The organism is Kosakonia sp. HypNH10 (genome assembly GCF_029850615.1).
GTDB lineage: Bacteria > Pseudomonadota > Gammaproteobacteria > Enterobacterales > Enterobacteriaceae > Kosakonia > Kosakonia cowanii.
In genome coordinates this window covers 416,647-438,459 of record NZ_JAOTIU010000001.1, presented here as the reverse complement: position 1 = coordinate 438,459, position 21,813 = coordinate 416,647, and the positions used below count along the sequence as shown (strand labels likewise).

Here is a 21,813-nt window from a genome sequence, read left to right as displayed (position 1 = left end):
GAGCAGCCAGCCGTTTTACCCGGCCTGCACCGGTGATTTCGACGTCTTCTCCTGCGGCTTACCGGAGAAGAGGAAGCGCAGCAGTGGAATGCGCAGATGGATCTCATACAGCACGATGGCAATGCCGATCACAAACACCAACCCGGTGAAAAAGCCCACCACGTTTGACTGAATATGCGGCGTAATCCATGCGCCGAACAGCAGCGTCAGTGGGTGATGCACCAGGTAGATAAAGAGCGAGGCGTTAACAAAGTAGCTGACGCGCGCGGACTGGAAGTTGAGCAGCCGGTGGCCAAGTGAAAAGACCACATTCACCATCCAGAAGCCCATCAGCATGGTAATTACCGCTTCTGTTTCATACATCCACCCTTCACCGCTGCCGTAGCGCTGATTGAGCAGATAGGCGACAAACGCCAGCGCTGACCCCACCATGCACCAGGGCGATGGCGTGACAAAAAGGTTCTTCAGGCGCGGGCTGATAAAGGTCAGAGCACCGAGCAGGAAGAAGGGGATATAAAACAGCGTCTGCATAACGGTGAAATTAAACAGCGCGTCGCGCAATATTTCCGGATAGAAGAGGAACACACCGCGACGAAATGCCGCCCAGGCGATGCCCAATAGCAGAAACCAGACAGAAAGCTTGCCGAGAGAAATGTCGTTAAGCAGGCGATCGGCGTTGTTTTTGATGGCGCGGAATAACCACAAGCTGATCGTCGTTAATATAACGAGCACTAACAGGAACCATAAATGGGAGATCAATTCCCATGACAGCGTGTTGAATTTGTCATAAGTCGACAGGGTGTGCCAGTTAGCGGTGTTCTCCTTTACATGTTGCAACATAATAAATTGCGGCAACGTCAGCAGTGGAATAGCCGTCAACATGGGAATGCCTACGCGTTCAACGCGCACTTTCCACCAGCGTTTAAGCGGGTAGCGCAGGTAGAGCATATAGGAGAAGTAACCCGAAATGACGAAAAAGACCTGCATGCGAAAGGCGTGAATGAAGTCGTTAAACAGCGTCAGCCACCATGAAGGGTAGGTGCTGTTGACATGCCACATATGGCTCGAGTAAATGAGTGAAATGTGGAACGGGATCCCAAGCAGCATTAACCACGCGCGGATGGAATCAAGGAAATATTCACGTTGTGCGGGGGATTTAGACATATATCTCCGTGCATTCTCAGACTTTTCGTCTTATCCATAAGACAAATAATGATTACATTCCAAACCAACCCTACACTATGTCAGATAACCTGTCTCCAGGATAAGACTGCAAAAGGAAATGGGTGGCCGGATGCATTTGTTTAATCAATGAACGGTACCTGAGAACAAAGCAGGGATTCGGTTGTCGGATTGCCAGAGTTTCCATTAAAATGGATCGGATCGATTTAAGCACACAAAGGGGGAAGTGCTTAGTTATTATGAAACCTAAATTACGAATGATGAAAATGCATTGGGTAGGGGCAGCAGTACTGTTGTCACTTTATACGTCATCAGGCTGGGCCTTTTCTATCGACGATGTCGCAAAACAGGCGCAATCCCTGGCTGGCAAGAGCTATGAAGCACCCAAAAGCAATCTGCCCTCGCTGTTCCGCGACATGAAGTATGCGGACTATCAACAAATCCAGTTCAACCATGATAAAGCTTACTGGAACAAGACCAACACACCGTTCAAGCTTGAGTTCTATCATCAGGGGATGTACTTCGACACGCCGGTGACGATCAATGAAGTGACCGCGACCGCCGTGCACCAGATTAAGTACAGCCCGGACTACTTCAACTTCGGCAACATTCAGCACGATAAAGATACCGTTAAGGATCTCGGCTTTGCCGGTTTCAAAGTGCTTTACCCCATCAATAGCAAAGATAAAAACGACGAAATCGTCAGCATGCTGGGCGCGAGCTACTTCCGCGTGATTGGCGCGGGCCAGGTCTATGGTCTCTCCGCGCGCGGGCTGGCGATCGATACGGCGCTGCCTTCCGGCGAAGAGTTCCCGCGCTTTAAGGAGTTCTGGATCGAGCGTCCGAAGCCGACCGACAAGCGTCTGACCATCTACGCGCTGCTCGACTCCCCGCGTGCTACCGGCGCCTACCGTTTTGTCATCATTCCGGGCCGCGACAGCGTGGTTGATGTGCAGTCTAAAGTTTACCTGCGTGACAAAGTGGGCAAACTGGGCGTTGCGCCGCTGACCAGTATGTTCCTGTTCGGGCCGTCTCAGCCCTCTCCGGCAATCAACTACCGTCCTGAGCTGCATGACTCCAACGGTCTGTCGATGCTGGCCGGCAACGGCGAGTGGATCTGGCGTCCGCTGAACAACCCGAAACATCTGGCCGTCAGCAGCTACGCGATGGAAAACCCGCAGGGCTTCGGTCTGCTGCAGCGTGGCCGTGAGTTCTCCCGTTTCGAAGATATCGATGACCGCTACGACCAGCGCCCGAGCGCGTGGGTCACGCCGAAAGGCGAGTGGGGCAAAGGGAAAGTCGAGCTGGTCGAAATCCCGACCAATGACGAAACCAACGACAACATCGTTGCCTACTGGACACCGGATCAGCTGCCGGAGCCGGGCAAAGAGATGAACTTCAAGTACACCATCACCTTTAGCCGTGACGAAGATAAACTGCATGCGCCGGATAATGCCTGGGTTAAGCAGACTCGTCGTTCAACGGGTGATGTGAAGCAGTCCAACCTTATCCGCCAGCCGGACGGTACCATCGCGTTCGTGATCGACTTTACCGGCCAGGATATGAAAAAACTGCCGCAGGATACGCCGGTAACGGCGCAGGCGAGCATTGGCGATAACGGTGAGATCGTTGAAAACGCCGTTCGCTATAATCCAGTGACCCAAGGTTGGCGTTTGACGCTGCGCGTGAAGGTCAAAGATCCGAAGAAAACCACGGATATGCGCGCGGCGCTGGTCAACGCCGATCAGCCCCTGAGTGAAACCTGGAGCTATCAGCTACCTGCCAATGAATAAGATAACTGAGTATATCGACGCGCTGCCGCTCCCTGCGGAGCAGAAAGCAGCGCTGCCGACGGATTCAATTCGCGGCGTGCATGAAGCGCTGGACGCGGATCACACGGACTGGAAGCGTGAAGATGACACGCCGCTGGGATCGGTGACCGCGCGGCTGGAAAACAGCTGGCCGGATTCGCTGGCGCAAGGTCAACTGGCTAAGGACGACGAGGGACGCGCGCAGCTGCAGGCGATGCCGAAAGCAAAACGCTCCTCAATGTTCCCGGATCCCTGGCGCACCAACCCCCTTGGTCGCTTCTGGGATCGCCTGCGCGGTCGTGAGGTTCTGCCGCGCTACATGTCGCGTCTGACCAAAGAGGAGCAGGTTCGCGAGGAGAAGTGGCGTACCGTTGGCTCTATCCGTCGCTATATCCTGCTCGTGCTGACGATTGCGCAGACTGTCGTTGCGACCTGGTACATGAAAACCATCCTGCCTTATCAGGGCTGGGCGCTGATCAACCCGGCCGATATGGCAGGCCAGGATCTGTGGGTCTCCTTTATGCAACTGCTGCCTTATGTGTTGCAGACCGGGATCCTGATCCTCTTCGCCGTCCTTTTCTGCTGGGTCTCCGCCGGTTTCTGGACGGCGTTGATGGGCTTCCTGCAACTGCTGATTGGGCGCGATAAATACAGTATTTCCGCCTCAACGGTGGGCGATGAACCGCTGAACCCGGAACATCGCACGGCGCTGATCATGCCTATCTGTAACGAAGACGTCGATCGCGTCTTCGCCGGCCTGCGCGCCACCTGGGAGTCGGTGAAAGCCACCGGGCAGCAGAAGCACTTCGACGTCTATATCCTGAGCGATAGCTACAATCCGGATATCTGCGTCGCGGAGCAAAAAGCCTGGATGGAGCTGATTGCCGAAGTGCAGGGCGAAGGTCAGATCTTCTATCGTCGTCGTCGCCGTCGCGTGAAACGTAAAAGCGGCAACATCGATGACTTCTGCCGTCGCTGGGGCAGCCAGTACAGCTACATGGTGGTGCTGGATGCGGACTCGGTGATGACCGGTGACTGCCTGACCGGGCTGGTGCGCCTGATGGAAGCCAACCCGAACGCCGGTATTATCCAGTCTTCGCCGCGCGCGTCCGGTATGGACACGCTCTATGCGCGCTGCCAGCAGTTTGCTACCCGCGTCTACGGCCCGCTCTTTACCGCCGGTCTGCACTTCTGGCAGTTGGGGGAATCCCACTACTGGGGCCACAACGCGATTATCCGCGTGCAGCCGTTTATCGAGCACTGTGCGCTGGCACCGCTGCCGGGCGAAGGCTCGTTTGCCGGTTCCATTCTCTCCCATGACTTTGTGGAAGCTGCGCTGATGCGCCGCGCCGGTTGGGGTGTGTGGATTGCCTACGATCTGCCTGGCTCCTATGAAGAGCTGCCGCCGAACCTGCTTGATGAGCTGAAACGCGACCGCCGCTGGTGTCACGGGAACCTGATGAACTTCCGTCTTTTCCTGGTCAAAGGGATGCACCCGGTTCACCGCGCGGTGTTCCTCACCGGCGTGATGTCCTATCTCTCGGCACCGCTGTGGTTTATGTTCCTCGCGCTCTCAACGGCGCTGCAGGTGGTGCATGCGCTGACGGAACCGCAGTACTTCCTGCAGCCGCGCCAGCTCTTCCCGGTCTGGCCGCAGTGGCGACCGGAGCTGGCTATCGCGCTGTTTGCCTCGACCATGGTGCTGCTCTTCCTGCCGAAGCTGCTGAGTATCATCCTTGTCTGGTGCAAAGGGCCGAAAGAGTACGGTGGTTTCTTCCGCGTCACGCTGTCGCTGCTGCTGGAGGTGCTCTTCTCCGTGCTGCTGGCACCGGTACGTATGCTGTTCCACACGGTGTTCGTGGTCAGCGCGTTCCTCGGCTGGGAAGTGGTATGGAACTCGCCGCAGCGTGATGATGACTCCACGCCGTGGGGTGAAGCCTTTATGCGTCACGGCTCGCAGCTGCTGCTGGGCCTGGTGTGGGCAGTGGGAATGGCATGGCTGGATCTGCGCTTCCTCTTCTGGCTGGCACCGATTGTCTTCTCGCTGATCCTCTCGCCGTTTGTGTCGGTGATCTCGAGCCGCTCAACGGTCGGTCTGCGCACCAAACGCTGGAAGCTGTTCCTGATCCCGGAAGAGTACTCTCCGCCGCAGGTGCTGGTCGATACCGATCGCTATCTGGAGCTGAACCGCTCGCGCTCGCTGGAAGATGGGTTTATGCATGCCGTATTTAACCCCTCCTTCAACGCGCTGGCGACGGCAATGGCAACGGCTCGTCACCGTGCCAGTAACGTGCTGGAGATTGCCCGCGACCGTCACGTTGAGCAGGCGCTGAATGAAACGCCTGAGAAGCTCAACCGCGATCGTCGTCTGGTGCTGTTAAGCGACCCGGTCACGCTCTCACGCCTGCACTATCGCGTCTGGGAATCACCAGAGCGCTATTTGTCCTGGGTGAAGCACTACGAAACGTTGTCGCTTAATCCACTGGCGTTGAAGGCGAAATAAGCCATCATTAAGAAAATACCGGCATTAGCCGGTATTTTTTTATCTGCATAATCAGAAGGGGGACGCGGTGAGAGTGATGCTGGTGATGGTCATGGTGTGCGTATTAAGCGGCTGCGGCAGCATTGTCAGCCGGACGATCCCAGGCCAGGGCCACGGGAATCAGTACTACCCCGGCGTGCAGTGGGATGTACGTGACTCCTCATGGCGCTTCCTGACCGTGCTGGATCTGCCGCTGTCGCTAGTGTTTGACACACTGCTGCTGCCGATAGACGCCCAGCACGGCCCCTACGAGTAATTAACGCTCGTCCCACTCGTCTGCCGCAGTCTGACCCTCTTCGGTGTCCAGCGGCGGTTCGAGCTGGAATTCGCCCTCGTCCCACTCGTGCAGGGTGTTCTCCTCCAGCCACTCCTGACGGATCTCAATCTCGTCAAAGTCGCCATCAAAGACGCTTTGTGCTGCTTCGCCGCTATACATCGGCAGGCATTCGCCCGGCTGCTCTTCGTCGGCAAAGAATTCTGCCTGCCAGACGATATCGCCATCCTGCAGCACGTACTTCTGGACATTGAACTGTTGCACATTGAGGTCATCTTCATCGACGTCGGGGTTGTTAGCGATAAACGCTTCGCGCGCCGCGTCAATGGCTTCGGCCAGAGTTGTGTAATAGTTCAGTTCAGAATCAGCCATGTAAAACGCTCCTTGATAACGATAGTAGACATGCAGAAATCTATAGTCGCTGGTTATGCCAGCGTCAAACTTCCTCCCTACTTTTATCTTGCCCGAGGCTCGCTGCCACGGCGGCGTTGTACCGCTGCAAATGTTCTGGAGTCTGACAAGGCGGCTGCTTCATCACAAACGCCGTGCGGCGAGCAGAGAAGTGAAGATCGTCCGCGAAGAAGTTGCCACTCATCCTGCTAAGCTCCTCCCGGCGATACTCATCCAGAGGACGCCCGCGGGGCATTGCCTCCTGCGCGCGCGCTTTTGCCTTGAGTGAATCGGGCAGGGCGGCAGGCGCAATCATCGCGCAGGCATGGCTTACCACCGTCTCAAGAAACGCCTCGCGCGGGATATCAAGCACCGAGTCGACGAGGCCGAGTGCCGCCGCCTGCCTGGCACCAATTGGCAGGCAATTTTCACTCAGCGCCACCGCTGCTTCAGCATCCGCGCGCCACGGTAGCGTTAAGGTCCAGAACTCCGACCCGTGTAGCCCCATGGTTTTGTAATGCGGATTAATCACCACACCTGCGCGCATAAAGACGCGATCGGCGGCCAGCATCAGCATCGCGCCGCCTGCGCCGGCATTGGCATTGACCGCGCTTATCACCAGCTTGTCACGACAGGTGAGGATCGCCTCGGCAAAGTCATCGATGGCGTTGATCGACGCCCACCCCGCTTCAGCAGGGTTATCCGCCACATGAATGGAATTAAGCTCAATGCCGTTTGACCAGAAATCATCTCCCCCGGCAAGCACGATGGCATCCACGCTGCAATCTCCGGCTGCGCGCGTAAAGAGCGTGGTGAGGATCTGCGAATCATTAACGGTAAACGCGCCGTTGAGCAGCGGGAAATGGAGAATGGCGACACGCCCGCGCGTCTCAAGCCAGGGCTTGTTGGGGTGCTGGGCATCAAGTACCGGCAGCGAAGCGCGCGCCGCGAGTTCGTCCCGTAGCGCGACGGCGGCGGGAAGTTTGACCTGCGCACAAGCGTGTTTGTCACTGCGGCGCAGGTGACCGATCCACAGCGCGCCATCGAGGGTTGCCACACAGAGCGCATCGCCGTCGCGGGCAAAAATCTCCCCAACGTGGCCCCGTCGGCTGGCGACATTTGCCTTTGCCTGCCAGGCGTTAAACACCCGCACCGGCACGCCTGCTAATTGAGTCGGCGCACCGGGCAGGCTGTCGCTGGCGCGGATTTTACGCAGCAGCAGGTCGGTGGGATCGCACTGCCAGTCAAGAGTGCGCGCGCTTATCGGCAGTGCTGCTCTCTCACGTCCCCGCGTGGTGGCGCGGGCATAATCAAGGGGATCGCCATGCTGCTGGCCCTGCTGCAACTTCGCGATCAGCTCCCACAAACAGGCGACGGCAGCATCAGTAACCAGATGGCGGTAAATCCGGCTTTTTGCCAATGGCGGCAGGGGGAAAGTGCGGGTCGCCCAGATGTCGCCTGCATCCATCACTGCGTTGGCTTCCAGCAGGGTCACCCCCCATTCGTGCCACCCTTCGAGGATCGCCCAGTCAAGGGAACTGGGGCCGCGGTCGCCGACAATACCCGGGTGCAGAATAAAGCATCGGTAACGTTGCCAGACGCGGTCAGGAATGGCCCGTTTCAGAAACGGCGCGATAATAATGTCAGGCGGGTTCGCTGCAAGCCGCTGTTCAAGCGCCTCATCGCCGGTAAAGACCTCAACGGTGACCTGATGACCGGCATCGGTCAGTTCGACAAAAAAACGTTGTGACAGGCCATTAAAGGCGCTGCAAAGCAGAAGAATATGCATGACTTTCCATCCTGGAAGAGGGGTTCCGGTAGGGGGTTGCTCACCCACTATTTTTTTCAGGCCACGGGCTAAAAACAAGCAGAGCGGCGGTGATGTTGCCAGGCAACTTCTTGCCCCGACGTGAAAACTCTTAATCTGGTCTGTTGCATTTAGCTTCCCACGCGGAGCCTGCTCCGCGTGGGAAGAGAGGGGGGTTATGATTTTTTCTGCGCGCTATCGTAGACCTTCTCCCCGGCGAACCAGGTTTCGGCAATTTTCCAGTCACGAATATCCTGCGGCACCGGATCCTTGATTTTGCCGTCAACAATGGCGAAATCCGCCCACTTACCGACGGTAATCGAGCCAATCTCTTTATCCCAGCCGCTGATTTTGGCCGGCGCCATGGTGTAGGCATACAGCGCTTCGTCAAAGGTGAGGGCGTTTTCGCCATACCACACTTTGCCCTCTTTCAGGCGTAGCACGGCATCACCCAGCTGCGTCATCGGGCTCTCTTTTGCCGTCGGCCAGTCGCTACCGAACACCAGGTTTCCACCCGCGGTCAGCAGCGATTGCCAGGCGTAACCGCGCTTCAGGCGCTCATTCCCCAGACGCGTCTCGAGGAAGTTAGGCGCAATGGCATGATCGGGCTGCATCGACGGCACAATGCCGTTCTGGGCGAACTTCTCGATATTGGCGTACTTCGTCAGCTCAATATGTTCGATACGGTTGATTTTATCCTTGCCCTGCGGACTGTTGCGAAACGCTTCCAGCGCCATGGTCACGGCGTTATCACCAATGGCATGAACGGCAACCGGGAAGCCATACTGGTGAGAGCGCTGCACCATCTCGTTCATCTTCTCCTGGGTATAGAGCGGAGTGCCGAAGTAGTGATCGTGGCGATCGGAGTAGTGCTCATGCAGGGCGGCGGTGTGGTTCATCAGGGTGCCGTCCATAAAATATTTATGGTAGCCATAGCGGAACTGCGGCCCTTTACCGATCGCTTTCTCTTTGTCGGCGGCAAAAGCATTCATCTCTTTTTGCTTATCGGCTTGCGCTTTCCACGCCTCTTCACCGCTGTTTTTCTCGCTGGTATCCACCATATAGCCATACCAGATGCGCATCGGGAAGCCGCCTTTTTTCAGCATATCGGTGTAGATGTCACCCGAGTTGGTCCACATATCATGAGCACCGGTGACGCCGAGGCTGTTGAAGTGCGCCATCACTTTGCGCAGGCCCTCGCTTTTATCCCCTTGGGCAGCAATCACTTTTGGTGAGCGGTTGTAGAGATCAAGGGCGTTCTCCAGCAGGATCCCGGTCGCTTTGCCGTTTTTATCCCGCTGGATCGTCCCACCGACCGGATCGGGCGTCTTATCGGTGATCTCAAGCTCTGCCAGCGCTTTGCTGTTCAGCCACATGGTGTGGTAATCGACGTCCACCAGCGCGACCGGGTTATCAGGAGCCACTTTATCGAGCTCGGCTGCCGTGGGTAGCGTCTTCTCTGCGGTTAAGGTGGCGTCCCAGCGGCCGCCGAAGATCCAGCTGCCTTTCGGCTGCGCATCCACTTTTTCCTTGATCATCTTCAGCCACGTCCGTTTGCTGCTGACGCCAAACAGATCGACCCCGTTGATGAGATCGATCCCGGCAATCAGGTGCGTGTGGGCATCAATCAGCCCCGGGATCACCGTTTTACCCTTAGCGTCGATCATTTTCGTCTTATCGCTTTGCAGCAGCTTGATATAGTGCGGGCTGCCCACCGCGATAAATTTGCCATCTTTAATCGCCAGCGCCTGCGCGCGCGGTTTGGCGGCATCGGAAGTGCGGATATCGGCATTCATAATAATGATATCGGCAGGGGTCGGCCGGTCATTGGGATCGTTAGGCACATCCTTTGCCGCTGTAGCGTTAAGTGAGGTGCTAATTAATGCCGATAACAGACTCACTTTGATAATTTTCTGTAGCGTACCCGTAGGTTTAAATAAACCCATATTGCGTTCTCCATTTAAAAGGCGGGAATAATAACGTGCGCCGCGATAATAAGCACAAGCGAATAGCGATACAAATGGGCTACCAAAGAAATAACCGCAATAATGGGGTGCTGTGGCAATAATAAAACTTTCCCCCCGGAAAAAAGTTCTGTTTATGCAACAGATGACATTTATTTAAAGATAAATCACGCGTCCTTTCTTAAGGTGGTTTTTGTTTACTTATAAGTAAGAGCTTAAAAATGTGGTTTATTGACAATTAATAACGTCATTTGACGCTATTTAGTTCTTTGCTTTTCATTTTGTAATTATCTTTATTGGCATGTTAATAGCGCCTTATTAACCCTCTGCAAGAGCGGATTAAAAGTGACCCACATCAATGTGTTGCCATCAGAAAGTGCTTAAACCTGAACCTGTAGGATGAGCAGTGGACCCGCTGGCGTCAGGCTCATCACAATAATGAGAAGAGGTAAGGACGTAAAAGCATGAAAAAAACCGATCTGGTTATTGAGAATAAAGCGCTCTGCGCCTTTGTCGCCGCTGCGGAAACGGGAAGTTTTTTGCAGGCGGGGCAACGGATGAATCGCTCGAAATCAACAATTAGCCGCTGGATAAAAGAGCTGGAAGATATTCTCGGCTACACCTTATTTCACACCCGTGGGAATGGATCGGTGGTCAAAATTAACAGCAACGGCAAGCGACTGTTGCCAAAAGCACAATCAATGGTAAATAGCTGGCAGCGGCTGGAGGCCTTCTCCTTATCATTACAAACACGCCGCGAACCGGAGATAGTGAGGCTGGCCTTTAATGAACTGATCCCGGCAGACGTGGTGTCCGATATTTTGCTCGCCGTGAAGGCAGCCTATCCGCAGATGCTGCTGCACGTTATCCATACGGATTTATATGACACCGAGGCGAGCTTACGCGCTAAGCGCGTCGACTATGTGCTGGGGCTGCATTTACCGGTTATGCCCTGCGGGCTGCAGGGCTGCGTGGTGGGCGATCTGCAAACCATGCTTATTGCCCATCCGCAGCACTGGCTGGCGCAGCAGCGCCATATCGATGCCTTTCAACTGGATGGTGAGACGCTTATCTATCCCGCCTTTCCGGATGAAAATAATGACCATCGCTATCCACTGCACGCGTCGGCAGAGGCGATGCTGGTGACGGATTACACGTTGAGCGCAATGCTGGCAAAAAAGGGGCTTGGCATCGCCTGCGTGCCGGATCATATTGCGCGCCCGGAGCTGTTGGCGAAGCGAGTGGTCGCCCTTGATGTCAATAATGATGAATTTAATAACCTGCACTCGCTGATGTTATTCTGGCGCGAAAACGAGGATGACGCGGCGCTGCGATCGCTGATTGTTGGCAGCTTAAAAGAGTGGTTTGGTTATTGCTAAGTGCGCGGGGGCTATTCTGCCGTCAGGCAGACGATTCTGCGCTAATGTAATTTTGCTTTTGAGATTTGCCTGAAGGTTATGCAAAAAGACGGAAATGTAATGCCAACGTTATATTTTCTGGCGCAGCGGTTTATAATCACCGCTTGCAAAGCTTACCCATAATCTGAGTCGGGTGTGCCACACGCGTCGTTAGCGAATTATTTATCTAAGGGATGGAGACAAGGTGTCAGTGACGATGATTTCGCGCGCAGGAGCAGGGCTGTGAAAGGGATCGCAAAACGTCTGCGCGGGGCCGCGCTCATGCTCTGCTGCTTACTCTCCGGCTGCGGCTTGCCGCCCGCTATCCCGATTCTGGGCGCGTCATTTCCTGCCTGGTTCTTCTGTTTTCTCGCCGCCGCGCTGCTGCTTATCCCGTGTCATCTGCTGATTGTGCGTAAAGGCTGGCAGGCGCGTTTTTCGCCGCTGGTTATAAGCTATCTGGCTCTGCTGTTTCTCTTTGCCGCGCTTTTCTGGTTCTTACTTTTTTAGATATGAAGGCCTATGACTGATTCCAGCTCAACGCTGTTACGGAAAAAGTGGCCGCTGCTGCTCATCGTGATTGGCGCTATCGTGGCGCTGATAGCGGTGATCTGGCATCTGCAGACTTCTCCGCAAACCAACGATGCCTATGTCTACACCGATACGATCGATGTCGTGCCGGAAGTGACGGGGCGCATTGTCGAGATGCCTGTGCGCGACAACCAGCGCGTGAAAAAAGGCGATCTGCTGTTCCGCATCGATCCGCGACCTTACCAGGCGATGCTGGCGGATGCGAAATCGCGGCTGGCGGCGCTCGATGCGCAAATCACCCTGACCGGGCGCACCATCAAAGCGCAGGAGTATAACGCGCAGTCTGTTGCCGCCGCGGTGGCGCGCTCGCAGGCGCTGGTCGATCAGACCCGCTCAACGCGCAGCCGGCTGGAGCCGCTGGTGCCGCAAGGCTTCGCTTCACAGGAGGAGCTGGATCAGGCGCGCACGGCAGAGAAAGCCGCCCGCTCAGAGCTGGCCGCAATTCAGCTTCAGGCCAGCCAGGCAGCTTCAGCCGTGCTCGGCGTCGATGCGATGGTGGCACAGCGGGAAGGGGCGCTGGCGCAGATTGCGCTGGCAGAGCTGCATCTGGAGTTTACCGAGGTGCGCGCGCCCTTTAACGGTGTGGTAGTCGCACTGAAAACCACGGTCGGCCAGTACGCCTCGGCGTTAAAACCGGTCTTCACGCTGATGGATGACGACCGCTGGTATGTGGTGGCCAATTTCCGCGAGACCGATCTGCAAGGCATTCGCGCTGGCACACCGGCGGAGATCACCGTGATGACCGACCACAGCCAGCGCTTTAGCGGCCGCGTCGAGTCGGTCGGCTTTGGCGTGCTGCCGGAGGGCGGAACGGTGATTGGCGGCTTACCGATTGTGCCGAAGAGCATTAACTGGGTGCATGTCTCGCAGCGCTTCCCGGTGAAAATCGCCGTTGAGCACCCCGATCCGGCGCTGTTCCGCATGGGCGCTTCCGCAAGCGTTACCCTCAAACCGCAGTGAGTATCGGGATGGAGAGCGCCTGGGGTTATCTGCAAAAAGAGCTGCGCGCCACGCCGGGGCGGGGCAACTACACCCTGCGTATGACCCTCAGTTGCGGGATCCTCATTGCGCTGTTTATGAGCCTGCAGATCCCCTTTCTGGCGATAGCCCTGATCGTCGTTTTCTATGTCAGCCAGCCCAACGTAGTGATGATCTCGCTGGTCAGCGTCGCCTTTATGCTGGTGGTGACGCTGGTGCTGGGCGGTGTGCTGCTGATTATCAAGTGGACCTATGACTATCCACTGTTGCGCCTTGTCGCCTCGGTGCTGCTCTTCTCCCTTGCCGTCTATCTGATGCGCATTATGGGCAAGCTGGGGCTGGCCTTTTTTGTCGTGGCGCTGGCGGTGATCTATGCGCAAACTTTTCCCTCCATGACCGGGCAGAGCGAGATCCTCGTGCGCCTGCTGCTGTGGCTGTGGGTGGCGATCAACAGCGCCATTGTGGTAACGCTGCTGGTCAATGCCTGTTTTGCGCAGGCGTTTCCTGGCTGGCAGTTCAAAAGCGCGCTCGCCGCGATGCTGCGCCAGACGGCGACCTGCCTGACACAAACCGATGCCTCCTCCCTCGAAAACGCCCGACCCACCTTTAGCGCCATTGCCCGCCAGGTTGCGCAACTGCACACGCTCTACAAGCTGGCGCGGCTCTCCAGCACGGAAATTGCTGACAATCAGCAGAAGTGGCAGAGCGTGATGGCGTTTACCCTGCGCAGCTACCAATTGATTGCGCTGTTGCAACCCGGTGCGCCCGATGCGGCGCGACGGCCGCTTGCTGATGCACTGCTTGCGCTGGCGCAGCAGGTGGAAGAGGGCAAACTGCCGCCTGTGCAGGAGGTCTTCGTTTCCGTTGAAAGTGAGCATGATGTGATTGTGCGCGAGATTGCCGCGCTGCTGGCCTCGCTACAGCGCGGAGAAACCGTTGCCTTGCCGCCCGGCGAGGGAGAGAGAATCGCCTTAATGCCGCCGGATGCGTGGAGTAACCCGGCCTATCTGCACTTCACTTTGAAAACCGTGCTGGCCACGCTGCTCTGCTACGTCTTCTATACCGCAACGGACTGGCAGGGCATTCACACCATTATGCTGAGCTGCGTGATTGTGGCGCAGCCGGGGCTTGGCGCGACGATGCAGAAGATCGCGCTGCGCATTGGCGGCGCGCTGCTGGCAACCCTGCTGGCGCTGCTGCTGATAATCTTTATTCAACCCTGGACGGAGTCGCTGGTTGGCCTGCTGGGGATGGCGCTGCCGGTAATGGCGCTGGCCGCCTGGCTGGCGGGTGGTTCAGAGCGCATTGCCTACGCCGGGATCCAGCTGGGTTTTACCTTTGCGCTGGCCTTTTTAAGCTGGTTTGGCCCGCTCACCAACCTGACCGAGCTGCGCGACCGGGTGATCGGTATTCTGCTCGGCGTGCTGGTCTCGTCGCTTATCCACCTCTATTTATGGCCGGACAGCGAAGCGCCGCAGCTCAAAGCCAGCCTCGCGCGCCTCTACCGGCGTATTGCTGACCTGCTGCGGGCGAAAGATGGCGAGTCCACTACCCCGGCGCTGTTTGCCAGCCTGACCGAGAGCGATGCGCTGCTCAACCGCGTTGCCGCCGAGCCGCTCAACACCTGGGCGCATCCCCATGCAGAAGCGAAAGCCTGGCCGCGCGGCGAGACGTTTGCCAGTGCGCAGGAACTTGTGCGCCTGAGCGAAGGCTATCGGCTCTATGCCGCAGCGGACGATCCCTTTTTGGCCCGCTGCGCGGAGTATGTTGCGGCCTACGCTACGGCGATCGACCAGGCGCAGCCGAAGCCGGAGCTGAAGTCAGTTAGCGCCGATGCAGCAAACCCCTATGGTCCGCCGCTGATGCAGGTCCTCTCCAGCCTGCCGGCGTGGTCATCCCCCTTTTCACTCAGTTCGCGACAGGCAGAGTAAGGTATGCGCGCAAAAATGATCTCTTCGCGTTTTCGCTGCGGCACGCTGGCCGCATTTGGCCTGCTGCTGTTATCCGGCTGCGCGCTGGTGCAGGACGATCCGGGGCAGGTGACCATCGTCAACCCGCAGAAGGCGCAGCTGGCGCAGGCGATTCACCTGGCGAACAGTGGCTGGCCCGCGGCACGCTGGTGGGAAAACTATCACGATCGCCAGTTAACGATGCTGGTTAACCGCGCGTTGCAAAACTCACCCACCATGCAGGCGGCGCGGCTGCGCGTTGGGCAGTCGCAGTCAACGGTGGCGCTGGCGCAGTCGGCAATGGGCGTGCAGGCTGGGGCCGTTGCAGCGCAAAACTACATGCGCGTGTCGGACAGGGAAGCGAAAGCGACCTGGCCCTACGCCTACTCGCTGCCGGTTGATAAACAGGGGCCGTGGTACACGCTGAATACGGTCGGCGTTGGTGCGTCGCTCAATCTCGATCTCTGGGGTTCGGATCGCGCGCGCGTGGCGGCCGCGATTGGTGAGCAGAATGCGAGGCTTGCCGAGACTGCGGCGATAGAGCTTGATATCGCCAGCAGCGTCGCTCAGCTCTACTTTGCGATGCAGGCGACCTTTGCGCGCATTGCATTGCTCAATGAGCAGCAAGAGATTGCCCGCTTCTCCGAGCAGGCGCACCAGCAGCGCGCGGCGCGCGGGCTGGAAGATAGTGTTGATCTCGCCGGTGCGCAGGCTGAACGGCTGGCCGCGCAGCAGCAACTGGTGGAAGCGAACGGCGCGTTAACCCGCTACCGCGAGACCCTGCGGGCGCTGATTGGCGCGGACGCGCAGAGCATGCCTGACATTCATCCGGTGGCGCTGCCGCAACTTCAACAAACGCTGCCTGCAACACTCTCCTTTGAACTGCTGGCGCGCCGCCCCGATCTGCAGGCGCTGCGCGGATATGTCACTGCCACCATGAGCCAGGTGGACTCAGCGAAGGCGGCCTTTTACCCGCACTTCGATATCAAGGCTTTCTGGGGCTACAACGCCTTTGATGTCGGCGATCTCTTCCGCTACTCCTTCCAGCAGCTCAATATTCTGCCTGCGCTCACCTTGCCACTGTTTGACGGCGGGCGGTTAAATGCCCACCTGAAGTCGGTACGCACCGCCAGCAACATCTTAATCAAACAGTACAACCAGGCGGTGCTGGACGCGGTACGCGATGTGGCGATCACCTCCAGCCAGCTTAACGATCTCAACCAGATGGTGGCGATGCAGCAGGAGAAGGTGCGCGCGGCGATGACCGCAACCAACAGCGCGGCGGCTCATTACCAGCGCGGGCTGCTGAGCCGCTTCAGGGCACAGGAGGCGCGCCGCTTAGCGCTGGCGCAACAGCTTCTGCTGCTCGATATGCAGGCGCAGCAGCTCAGCACCGATATCACACTGATTAAAGCGCTGGGCGGCGGTTACCGTAACGAGAACGAAAAGGGTGAAGAGAAGCCGTAACAGAGGCGGCTCCGCCCGTGGTTTACAGGCGGAGCTGGGCGCTTAATAGCGGGAAGGTACGCCCTGCGGGCGGGTTTTGAAGCGGCGATGCAGCCACATATATTGCTCGGGCGCCATCATAATGCAGCGCTCCACCACTTTGTTCATCCACGCGGCGGTGGTTTCGGCGTCGTCCAGCGGCGGTGAGCACTCCGGCTCAAGCATAATCAGCTCATACCCTTTGCCACCGGGTTTGCGGCGTGGCACAAACGGCACCACGCAGGCTTGAGACATGCGCGCCAGCATCCAGGTTCCGGAAGTGGACGCGGCCTGCTCGACGGCGAAGAAGGGGACAAAGACGCTGGCGCGCGGGCCGTAGTCATGATCCGGTGCGTACCACACCACTTCACCCGCTTTCAGTGCGCGGATCATCCCTTTCAGATCTTTACGGTCAATCATGCTCTTATTGGAGCGCATGCGCCCCCAGGTTTGCAGCAGATCGATAACCGGGTTGTCGTTCGGGCGGTAGACGCCGATGCCCGGCTCATTCAGACCAAACATCCGCGCGCCAATCTCCAGCGTCAGGAAGTGGACGCCAATCAGCAGAATGCCGCGCCCCTGCGCCTGTACGTTACGCACATGTTCGAAATGGGAGACATCCATCCAGCGGCGCATGCGGCGATCGGACCAGAACCAGGCCATGCCGGTTTCAATTAGCCCCATGCCGACGGATTCAAAATTCTTCGCCACCATTTTCTGCCGCTCCTCCTCGCTCATCTGCGGGAAGCAGAGGGTCAGGTTGCGGTGCGCAATGTGCGCGCGGCGTTTCATCACGCGCTGTGCAAGGTGGCCGAGCGCGCAGCCTAAGCGGTAAAGGAGCGGGTAGGGAAGTTGAACCACCAACCACAGCACGCCGATCCCGAACCAGGTTGCCCAGTAGCGGGGGTGCAGCAGCGATGCCGAAAATTTGGGTAAATGCGTCATGACTGTCCTGTGTATAGCTACAATGGCCTGTATTCTCGCACTTTTTTTGTAATTCGCAAAAACCAGGGCGTGGAGCCGCGTTCCATAAGCGCAACGCGCATTACAGTGTGAAATGAATGGGTTGAAATGTAGCGCAAAATGTGGGGATGTAAATTAACACTATTTGCTTTATGATGCCGCCCGTTTTTCACTCTCCACTCTGCAGGATACGTACACCATGCCAGTGTTACACAACCGCATCTCCAATGATGAACTGAAAGCCCGCATGCTCGCCGAAACCGAGCCGCGCGTCACCGTCTCGTTTTACAAATACTTCACCATTGTTAACCCGCAGGCGACGCGCGATGCGCTCTACCAGACCCTGTCGCAGCTGAGCGTCTTTGGACGTATCTATCTTGCCCATGAAGGGATCAACGCGCAGATCAGCGTGCCGCAAAGCAAGTTCGAGGCGTTTCGCGAGGCGCTCTATACCTTCGATCCGGCGCTGGATGGGCTGCGTCTGAATATCGCCATTGATGATGACGGTAAATCCTTCTGGGTGCTGCGCATGAAGGTGCGTGACCGCATCGTGGCGGATGGCATTGAGGATGAGACTTTTGATGCCAGCAACGTTGGGGATTACCTGAAAGCGGCGGAAGTGAACGCCATGCTCGACGATCCTGACGCGGTGTTTATCGATATGCGCAACCACTACGAATATGAAGTGGGCCACTTCGACGGTGCGATGGAAATTCCGGCCGACACCTTTCGCGAGCAGCTGCCGAAAGCGGTTGAGATGATGCAGGATCATAAAGACAAAAAGATTGTCATGTACTGCACCGGCGGGATTCGCTGCGAAAAAGCGAGCGCCTGGATGAAGCATAACGGCTTCAACAAAGTGTGGCATATCGAAGGCGGTATTATCGAGTACGCCCGCCGCGCCCGCGAGCAGGGTCTGCCGGTGCGCTTTATCGGCAAAAACTTTGTCTTTGACGAGCGTATGGGCGAGCGCATCTCTGATGATGTGATTGCGCACTGCCATCAGTGCGGTACGCCGTGCGATGCCCATACCAACTGCCTGAATGATGGCTGTCACCTGCTGTTTATTCAGTGCCCGAGTTGTGCCGAGAAGTTCGACGGCTGCTGTAGCGAGTTGTGCAAAGAGGAGCGCGCGCTGCCGGAAGAGGAGCAGCGTAAACGCCGCGCCGGACGGGAGAATGGCAATAAAATCTTCAATAAATCGCGTGGCCGCCTGAACACCAAACTGGGCATTCCGGACCCGGAATAATGCAGAAGGAGAGGGGAACCCCTCTCCTTTTTTTACGCCTGCTTACTTCTGACGCACACCTTCTACCGAGATAATCAGCTCAACATCCTGCGATGCCGGACCGAGATCGGTGGTGATGTTAAAGTCTTTCAGCTTGATCTTGCCGGAGGCTTCAAAGCCTGCGCGCACGCCGCCCCACGGGTCATTGCCCTGGCCCAGCAGCTTCGCTTCCAGCTCAACCGGTTTGGTGACGCCGTTCAGGGTCAGGTTGCCGGTAATATCCAGCTCATCACCATCCTTTTTCACCGACGTTGAGGTGAAGGTCGCTTTCGGGAACTTCGCCACGTTGAGGAACTCTGCACTGCGCAGATGTTTATCACGCTCGGCGTGGTTGGTGTCGACACTGTTGGTATTGATGGTGACATTCACCTTGTCGGCCGCCGGGTTGGCCTCATCAAAGGTAAAGCTACCGTCGAAATCCTTAAACGTACCGTATAACCAGCTGTAACCGAGGTGCTGGATACGGAAGTTAACGAAGGCGTGCTGGCCCTCTTTATCGATCTTGTAGTCTGCCGCTACGGCAGAACCGGTGGTGAACAGCAGCGAGGCGAGAGCGAGTCCCGGCAGGATCTTCTTCATACTTATGCTCCAGAGTCAGGTGACGATTTTCCCAGCATCCGCTTGAGAGTGGCGTCTTTATCAATGAAATGGTGTTTAAAGGCAGCAAGGCCGTGCAGCACGGAGAGAACCACTACGCTCCAGGCCAGCCACAGGTGGATGGTTCCGGCGAGGTCCGCCTGCGAGCCGGCATCGGCAAGCGTGGCAGGGATCTCAAACAGGCCGAAAACGTTGATTGGTTTGCCATCGGCGGTGGAGATGAGATAGCCGCTAAAGACGATGCCAAACAGCAGCAGGTAGAGAACGATATGGGCAACAACCGCGGCGATGCGCGTGGCGGTGGAGTAGCTTTTCAACGGCGGTGGCGGTGGGGAGATAAAGCGCCACAGCAGGCGGATAACCAGGCCAAACATCAGCAGAATACCGATACTTTTATGGATCTCGGGAGCCTGGTGATACCAGCCATCGTAATAGCTGAGGGTGACCATCCATAACCCTAAGGCGAACATGCCATACACCACGATGGCGACCAGCCAGTGAAGCGTCACGGAAATAAAACCGTAGCGCGCCGGAGAGTTGCGTAATTGCATAACGGGTCATCACTGTTAAACAAAAGTTAATTTAAAATGGCGTCAGTGAGAAAATATTGCAACTCAAAAATAACGAATTGGATTGTTATTTTTTCTATAACATAATTTTTGAATAAGTTTGCCGGTTTACATTCAGGCTATTAGAAAGTTGAAACGTTTAAGGCAGGATTAGCAGTAGGTTAAGCCTGTTGTCATACTCCTGAAGTATTCAAAAATATTGTCTGTAAAAGACGAAAAAATCGCTAAGTGTCAGCTTTTGTAAGCATTTTAGCGCGGGTAACCACAAGCAGAATTAATAAAAATCCAACGGCTGAGAATATATGCCGCCACATTTTCACGCAGGTGATTACTTTATTCCGCACAAAGAGCAACGGCCCCGAAATAGGGCCGCCGTAAACTCAACGCGTAAAGCGGGCGAGGGAGAAGGGCTGTAAATCGAACTCCAGCGTTTTTTGCTGCGCGAAGGCGCTGGCAATTTCGCCGAGCACCGGGGCAAATTTGAAGCCGTGGCCGCTCAGGCCGGTTACTACCAGCGTATTCGGCGCGTCTGGCAGGGTATCAATAATAAAGTCTTCATCAGGCGAGTTGTCATAGGTGCAGGAAGCGCCATACAGACAGCCGCCAATGCCAGGCAGATGCTGGCGTAAAAAGGAGAAGCACTCCGAGCCGTCGCCGGCTTCTGCGCCAAACGGCGTGCGCTCGTCGGCCGCGTTAATCACCTGTCCGCCGTTATGACGGCCAATCTTTAACTCATTCTCAACCGCCGGGAAGCCGTAATAGTGCTCGCCGTTCGGCATCTCGCCGGTAAACGCCGGGAAGTTGTTTTTCACGCTGTAACGGCCATCCGCCTGGAACCAGGCAAACACTTTGCGTACCGGCTGGATCGGCAGGTTTGGAATCAGCGTCTTCGCCCAGGTGCCAGCGCTCACCAGCGCTTTCTTGCCGGAGAAGCTCCCTTCCGGGGTATCGATGGTGATGCCATCCTGATGATGGTGCAGGGCGGTGACCGGGCAGTTGAAGAGTTGCGCACAGCCTGCCTGTTCAGCCAGCTGGATCCAGCTTTTAATCGCCAGTTCGCTGTGCAGCACGCCGGAGTCAGCTTCATAAAGAGCGATGTAATCATCAGGAACGCGGATTTCCGGCCAGCGCGCCATCAGCGAGGCGGCATCCAGCTTTTCCAGTGCCAGCTTCCACTGCGCGGCGCTGTCGGCGACGTTGGCGAGGAAGGAAGAATCAGCCGGGCCAAAATTGACGACGCCAGTGCGCTCAAACACCGTTTCGCCGGTGAGCGTATTCAGCTCATCCCATAACTGCTGGGCGCGCAGCACCAGCGGAACATATTTCTCGCCTTCGCCGTAGGCGTGGCGGATCAGGCGCGTATTGCCGTGATGGCTGCCTTCATTGTGCGGCGGCATATGCGCATCGGTCATCAGCACCTTAAGCCCGGCGCGCGTGGCGTAGTAGCCCGCTGCTGCGCCAACGGATCCGCTGCCGATAATAATCAGGTCGTATGTCATGGTTCTCTCCAGGCAAATGCGTGTTCAGGAGGGTAAATAACCTGGGGGGCTTATACAAGGGCAGAAAAAAGAAAGGCACCGCGAGGGTGCCTGATGTTGAGTATGCGCAGATGGTGTTAATGTCTTTTATACTCGTCTTTTTCGTAATCGCCTGATTCAATCTTGGCAATGCCAGCTTCCAGAATCGAAATAAACTGGCGGGCAACATCGGTTGTTAACCATAACGTCTGACCGATTTCAGTCCCTTCCTGAGCGGCTCTGTTCGGGGTCTGGTAGTGCAACCGAAGCATCAGTGCGTCATAGCTATCTACGGTGCTGATGTCCCATCCGACCAGTGGATGGGTCTGGATGACTTCATTATTCTTTACCATCATAACCCCCTGTTTGGCGTGTTTTAATTAGACAACGACGTTCGAGGTTCAATGCGTGTTTTAATTTGAAGCCTTTTCAGTATATCAACAACCCGACCTGATGATCGGGAAAATAAACACTCTGCAACATCTTTTTTGTAGTCATAGATTTTTCTT

General features: G+C 56.6%; 18 protein-coding genes. 9 read left to right on the top strand and 9 right to left on the bottom strand.

What is annotated here, in order from left to right; genetic code table 11:
* Window positions 1-15: 15 nt before the first annotated feature.
* Entirely contained in the window at window positions 16-1,164 is a 1,149-nt protein-coding gene (gene mdoC / locus N7V53_RS02255) for a glucans biosynthesis protein MdoC (RefSeq protein ID WP_279791857.1), read from the bottom strand.
* 275 nt (window positions 1,165-1,439) lie between these two features.
* On the opposite strand from mdoC, the gene mdoG reads away from it, so the two are divergent.
* The 3 genes from mdoG (at window position 1,440) to N7V53_RS02240 (ending at window position 5,791) form a co-directional block, all read left to right on the top strand.
* Window positions 1,440-2,975, top strand: a complete 1,536-nt coding sequence (gene mdoG / locus N7V53_RS02250) for a glucans biosynthesis protein MdoG (RefSeq protein ID WP_094420254.1) — start codon at window positions 1,440-1,442, stop codon at window positions 2,973-2,975.
* A complete protein-coding gene (mdoH, locus tag N7V53_RS02245; RefSeq protein ID WP_279791856.1) occupies window positions 2,968-5,496 on the top strand; it encodes a glucans biosynthesis glucosyltransferase MdoH in 2,529 nt (842 codons plus the stop codon). The genes mdoG and mdoH overlap by 8 nt, the downstream gene beginning before the upstream one ends.
* Before the next feature lie 67 nt (window positions 5,497-5,563).
* Window positions 5,564-5,791: a YceK/YidQ family lipoprotein gene (locus tag N7V53_RS02240; protein WP_124968719.1), complete on the top strand. Its 228-nt coding sequence runs from the start codon at window positions 5,564-5,566 to the stop codon at window positions 5,789-5,791.
* Here N7V53_RS02240 and N7V53_RS02235 read toward each other — a convergent pair whose 3' ends face one another.
* The 3 genes from N7V53_RS02235 to N7V53_RS02225 form a co-directional block, all read right to left on the bottom strand.
* The gene (locus N7V53_RS02235) at window positions 5,792-6,181 is read right to left on the bottom strand and encodes a MysB family protein (RefSeq protein ID WP_279791855.1); all 390 of its coding nucleotides are present in this window, start codon (window positions 6,179-6,181) and stop codon (window positions 5,792-5,794) included.
* A gap of 64 nt (window positions 6,182-6,245) precedes the next feature.
* Entirely contained in the window at window positions 6,246-7,988 is a 1,743-nt protein-coding gene (locus N7V53_RS02230) for an enoyl-CoA hydratase-related protein (RefSeq protein WP_279791854.1), read from the bottom strand.
* 194 nt (window positions 7,989-8,182) lie between these two features.
* A complete protein-coding gene (locus N7V53_RS02225) occupies window positions 8,183-9,952 on the bottom strand; it encodes an amidohydrolase (RefSeq protein ID WP_279791851.1) in 1,770 nt (589 codons plus the stop codon).
* 482 nt (window positions 9,953-10,434) lie between these two features.
* On the opposite strand from N7V53_RS02225, the gene N7V53_RS02220 reads away from it, so the two are divergent.
* From N7V53_RS02220 to N7V53_RS02200, 5 genes are all read left to right on the top strand, one after another.
* On the top strand, window positions 10,435-11,349 hold the full coding sequence (locus N7V53_RS02220) for a LysR family transcriptional regulator (RefSeq protein WP_128483208.1): 915 nt from the start codon (window positions 10,435-10,437) through the stop codon (window positions 11,347-11,349).
* A gap of 300 nt (window positions 11,350-11,649) precedes the next feature.
* A complete protein-coding gene (locus tag N7V53_RS02215; RefSeq protein WP_083699469.1) occupies window positions 11,650-11,877 on the top strand; it encodes a YtcA family lipoprotein in 228 nt (75 codons plus the stop codon).
* Window positions 11,878-11,889: 12 nt separating this feature from the next.
* Complete coding sequence (gene mdtN, locus N7V53_RS02210) at window positions 11,890-12,918, top strand: multidrug transporter subunit MdtN (RefSeq protein ID WP_076769674.1); 1,029 nt, start codon at window positions 11,890-11,892, stop codon at window positions 12,916-12,918.
* 8 nt (window positions 12,919-12,926) lie between these two features.
* Window positions 12,927-14,867 (top strand): FUSC family protein, encoded by a 1,941-nt coding sequence (locus tag N7V53_RS02205; RefSeq protein WP_279791850.1) that lies wholly within the window; start codon window positions 12,927-12,929, stop codon window positions 14,865-14,867.
* A 3-nt stretch (window positions 14,868-14,870) separates the two neighbouring features.
* Window positions 14,871-16,352: an MdtP family multidrug efflux transporter outer membrane subunit gene (locus tag N7V53_RS02200; RefSeq protein WP_279791849.1), complete on the top strand. Its 1,482-nt coding sequence runs from the start codon at window positions 14,871-14,873 to the stop codon at window positions 16,350-16,352.
* Window positions 16,353-16,394: 42 nt separating this feature from the next.
* Here the strand turns inward: N7V53_RS02200 and N7V53_RS02195 are convergent, their stop codons facing one another.
* The gene (locus N7V53_RS02195; protein ID WP_023481328.1) at window positions 16,395-17,315 is read right to left on the bottom strand and encodes a Kdo(2)-lipid IV(A) acyltransferase; all 921 of its coding nucleotides are present in this window, start codon (window positions 17,313-17,315) and stop codon (window positions 16,395-16,397) included.
* 217 nt (window positions 17,316-17,532) lie between these two features.
* Here N7V53_RS02195 and N7V53_RS02190 point away from each other — a divergent pair, with 217 nt between their 5' ends.
* The gene (locus N7V53_RS02190; protein ID WP_270220670.1) at window positions 17,533-18,582 is read left to right on the top strand and encodes a rhodanese-related sulfurtransferase; all 1,050 of its coding nucleotides are present in this window, start codon (window positions 17,533-17,535) and stop codon (window positions 18,580-18,582) included.
* A gap of 42 nt (window positions 18,583-18,624) precedes the next feature.
* Here the strand turns inward: N7V53_RS02190 and N7V53_RS02185 are convergent, their stop codons facing one another.
* From N7V53_RS02185 to bssS, 4 genes are all read right to left on the bottom strand, one after another.
* Window positions 18,625-19,200: a YceI family protein gene (locus N7V53_RS02185; RefSeq protein ID WP_023481320.1), complete on the bottom strand. Its 576-nt coding sequence runs from the start codon at window positions 19,198-19,200 to the stop codon at window positions 18,625-18,627.
* A gap of 2 nt (window positions 19,201-19,202) precedes the next feature.
* Complete coding sequence (locus tag N7V53_RS02180; RefSeq protein WP_023481494.1) at window positions 19,203-19,769, bottom strand: cytochrome b; 567 nt, start codon at window positions 19,767-19,769, stop codon at window positions 19,203-19,205.
* Between the two features lie 398 nt (window positions 19,770-20,167).
* A complete protein-coding gene (solA, locus tag N7V53_RS02175) occupies window positions 20,168-21,286 on the bottom strand; it encodes an N-methyl-L-tryptophan oxidase (RefSeq protein WP_279791845.1) in 1,119 nt (372 codons plus the stop codon).
* Between the two features lie 116 nt (window positions 21,287-21,402).
* Window positions 21,403-21,657: a biofilm formation regulator BssS gene (gene bssS / locus N7V53_RS02170; RefSeq protein ID WP_023481711.1), complete on the bottom strand. Its 255-nt coding sequence runs from the start codon at window positions 21,655-21,657 to the stop codon at window positions 21,403-21,405.
* Window positions 21,658-21,813 lie beyond the last annotated feature (156 nt).

What these genes read in the sequence shown, in the direction of transcription:
- mdoC (WP_279791857.1), bottom strand. Translation starts at nt 1,164, where the DNA reads ATGTCTAAATCCCCCGCACAACGTGAATATTTCCTTGATTCCATCCGC.
- mdoG (WP_094420254.1), top strand. Translation starts at nt 1,440, where the DNA reads ATGATGAAAATGCATTGGGTAGGGGCAGCAGTACTGTTGTCACTTTAT.
- mdoH (WP_279791856.1), top strand. Translation starts at nt 2,968, where the DNA reads ATGAATAAGATAACTGAGTATATCGACGCGCTGCCGCTCCCTGCGGAG.
- N7V53_RS02235 (WP_279791855.1), bottom strand. Translation starts at nt 6,181, where the DNA reads ATGGCTGATTCTGAACTGAACTATTACACAACTCTGGCCGAAGCCATT.
- N7V53_RS02230 (WP_279791854.1), bottom strand. Translation starts at nt 7,988, where the DNA reads ATGCATATTCTTCTGCTTTGCAGCGCCTTTAATGGCCTGTCACAACGT.
- N7V53_RS02225 (WP_279791851.1), bottom strand. Translation starts at nt 9,952, where the DNA reads ATGGGTTTATTTAAACCTACGGGTACGCTACAGAAAATTATCAAAGTG.
- N7V53_RS02220 (WP_128483208.1), top strand. Translation starts at nt 10,435, where the DNA reads ATGAAAAAAACCGATCTGGTTATTGAGAATAAAGCGCTCTGCGCCTTT.
- N7V53_RS02215 (WP_083699469.1), top strand. Translation starts at nt 11,650, where the DNA reads ATGCTCTGCTGCTTACTCTCCGGCTGCGGCTTGCCGCCCGCTATCCCG.
- mdtN (WP_076769674.1), top strand. Translation starts at nt 11,890, where the DNA reads ATGACTGATTCCAGCTCAACGCTGTTACGGAAAAAGTGGCCGCTGCTG.
- N7V53_RS02205 (WP_279791850.1), top strand. Translation starts at nt 12,927, where the DNA reads ATGGAGAGCGCCTGGGGTTATCTGCAAAAAGAGCTGCGCGCCACGCCG.
- N7V53_RS02200 (WP_279791849.1), top strand. Translation starts at nt 14,871, where the DNA reads ATGCGCGCAAAAATGATCTCTTCGCGTTTTCGCTGCGGCACGCTGGCC.
- N7V53_RS02195 (WP_023481328.1), bottom strand. Translation starts at nt 17,315, where the DNA reads ATGACGCATTTACCCAAATTTTCGGCATCGCTGCTGCACCCCCGCTAC.
- N7V53_RS02190 (WP_270220670.1), top strand. Translation starts at nt 17,533, where the DNA reads ATGCCAGTGTTACACAACCGCATCTCCAATGATGAACTGAAAGCCCGC.
- N7V53_RS02185 (WP_023481320.1), bottom strand. Translation starts at nt 19,200, where the DNA reads ATGAAGAAGATCCTGCCGGGACTCGCTCTCGCCTCGCTGCTGTTCACC.
- N7V53_RS02180 (WP_023481494.1), bottom strand. Translation starts at nt 19,769, where the DNA reads ATGCAATTACGCAACTCTCCGGCGCGCTACGGTTTTATTTCCGTGACG.
- solA (WP_279791845.1), bottom strand. Translation starts at nt 21,286, where the DNA reads ATGACATACGACCTGATTATTATCGGCAGCGGATCCGTTGGCGCAGCA.
- bssS (WP_023481711.1), bottom strand. Translation starts at nt 21,657, where the DNA reads ATGGTAAAGAATAATGAAGTCATCCAGACCCATCCACTGGTCGGATGG.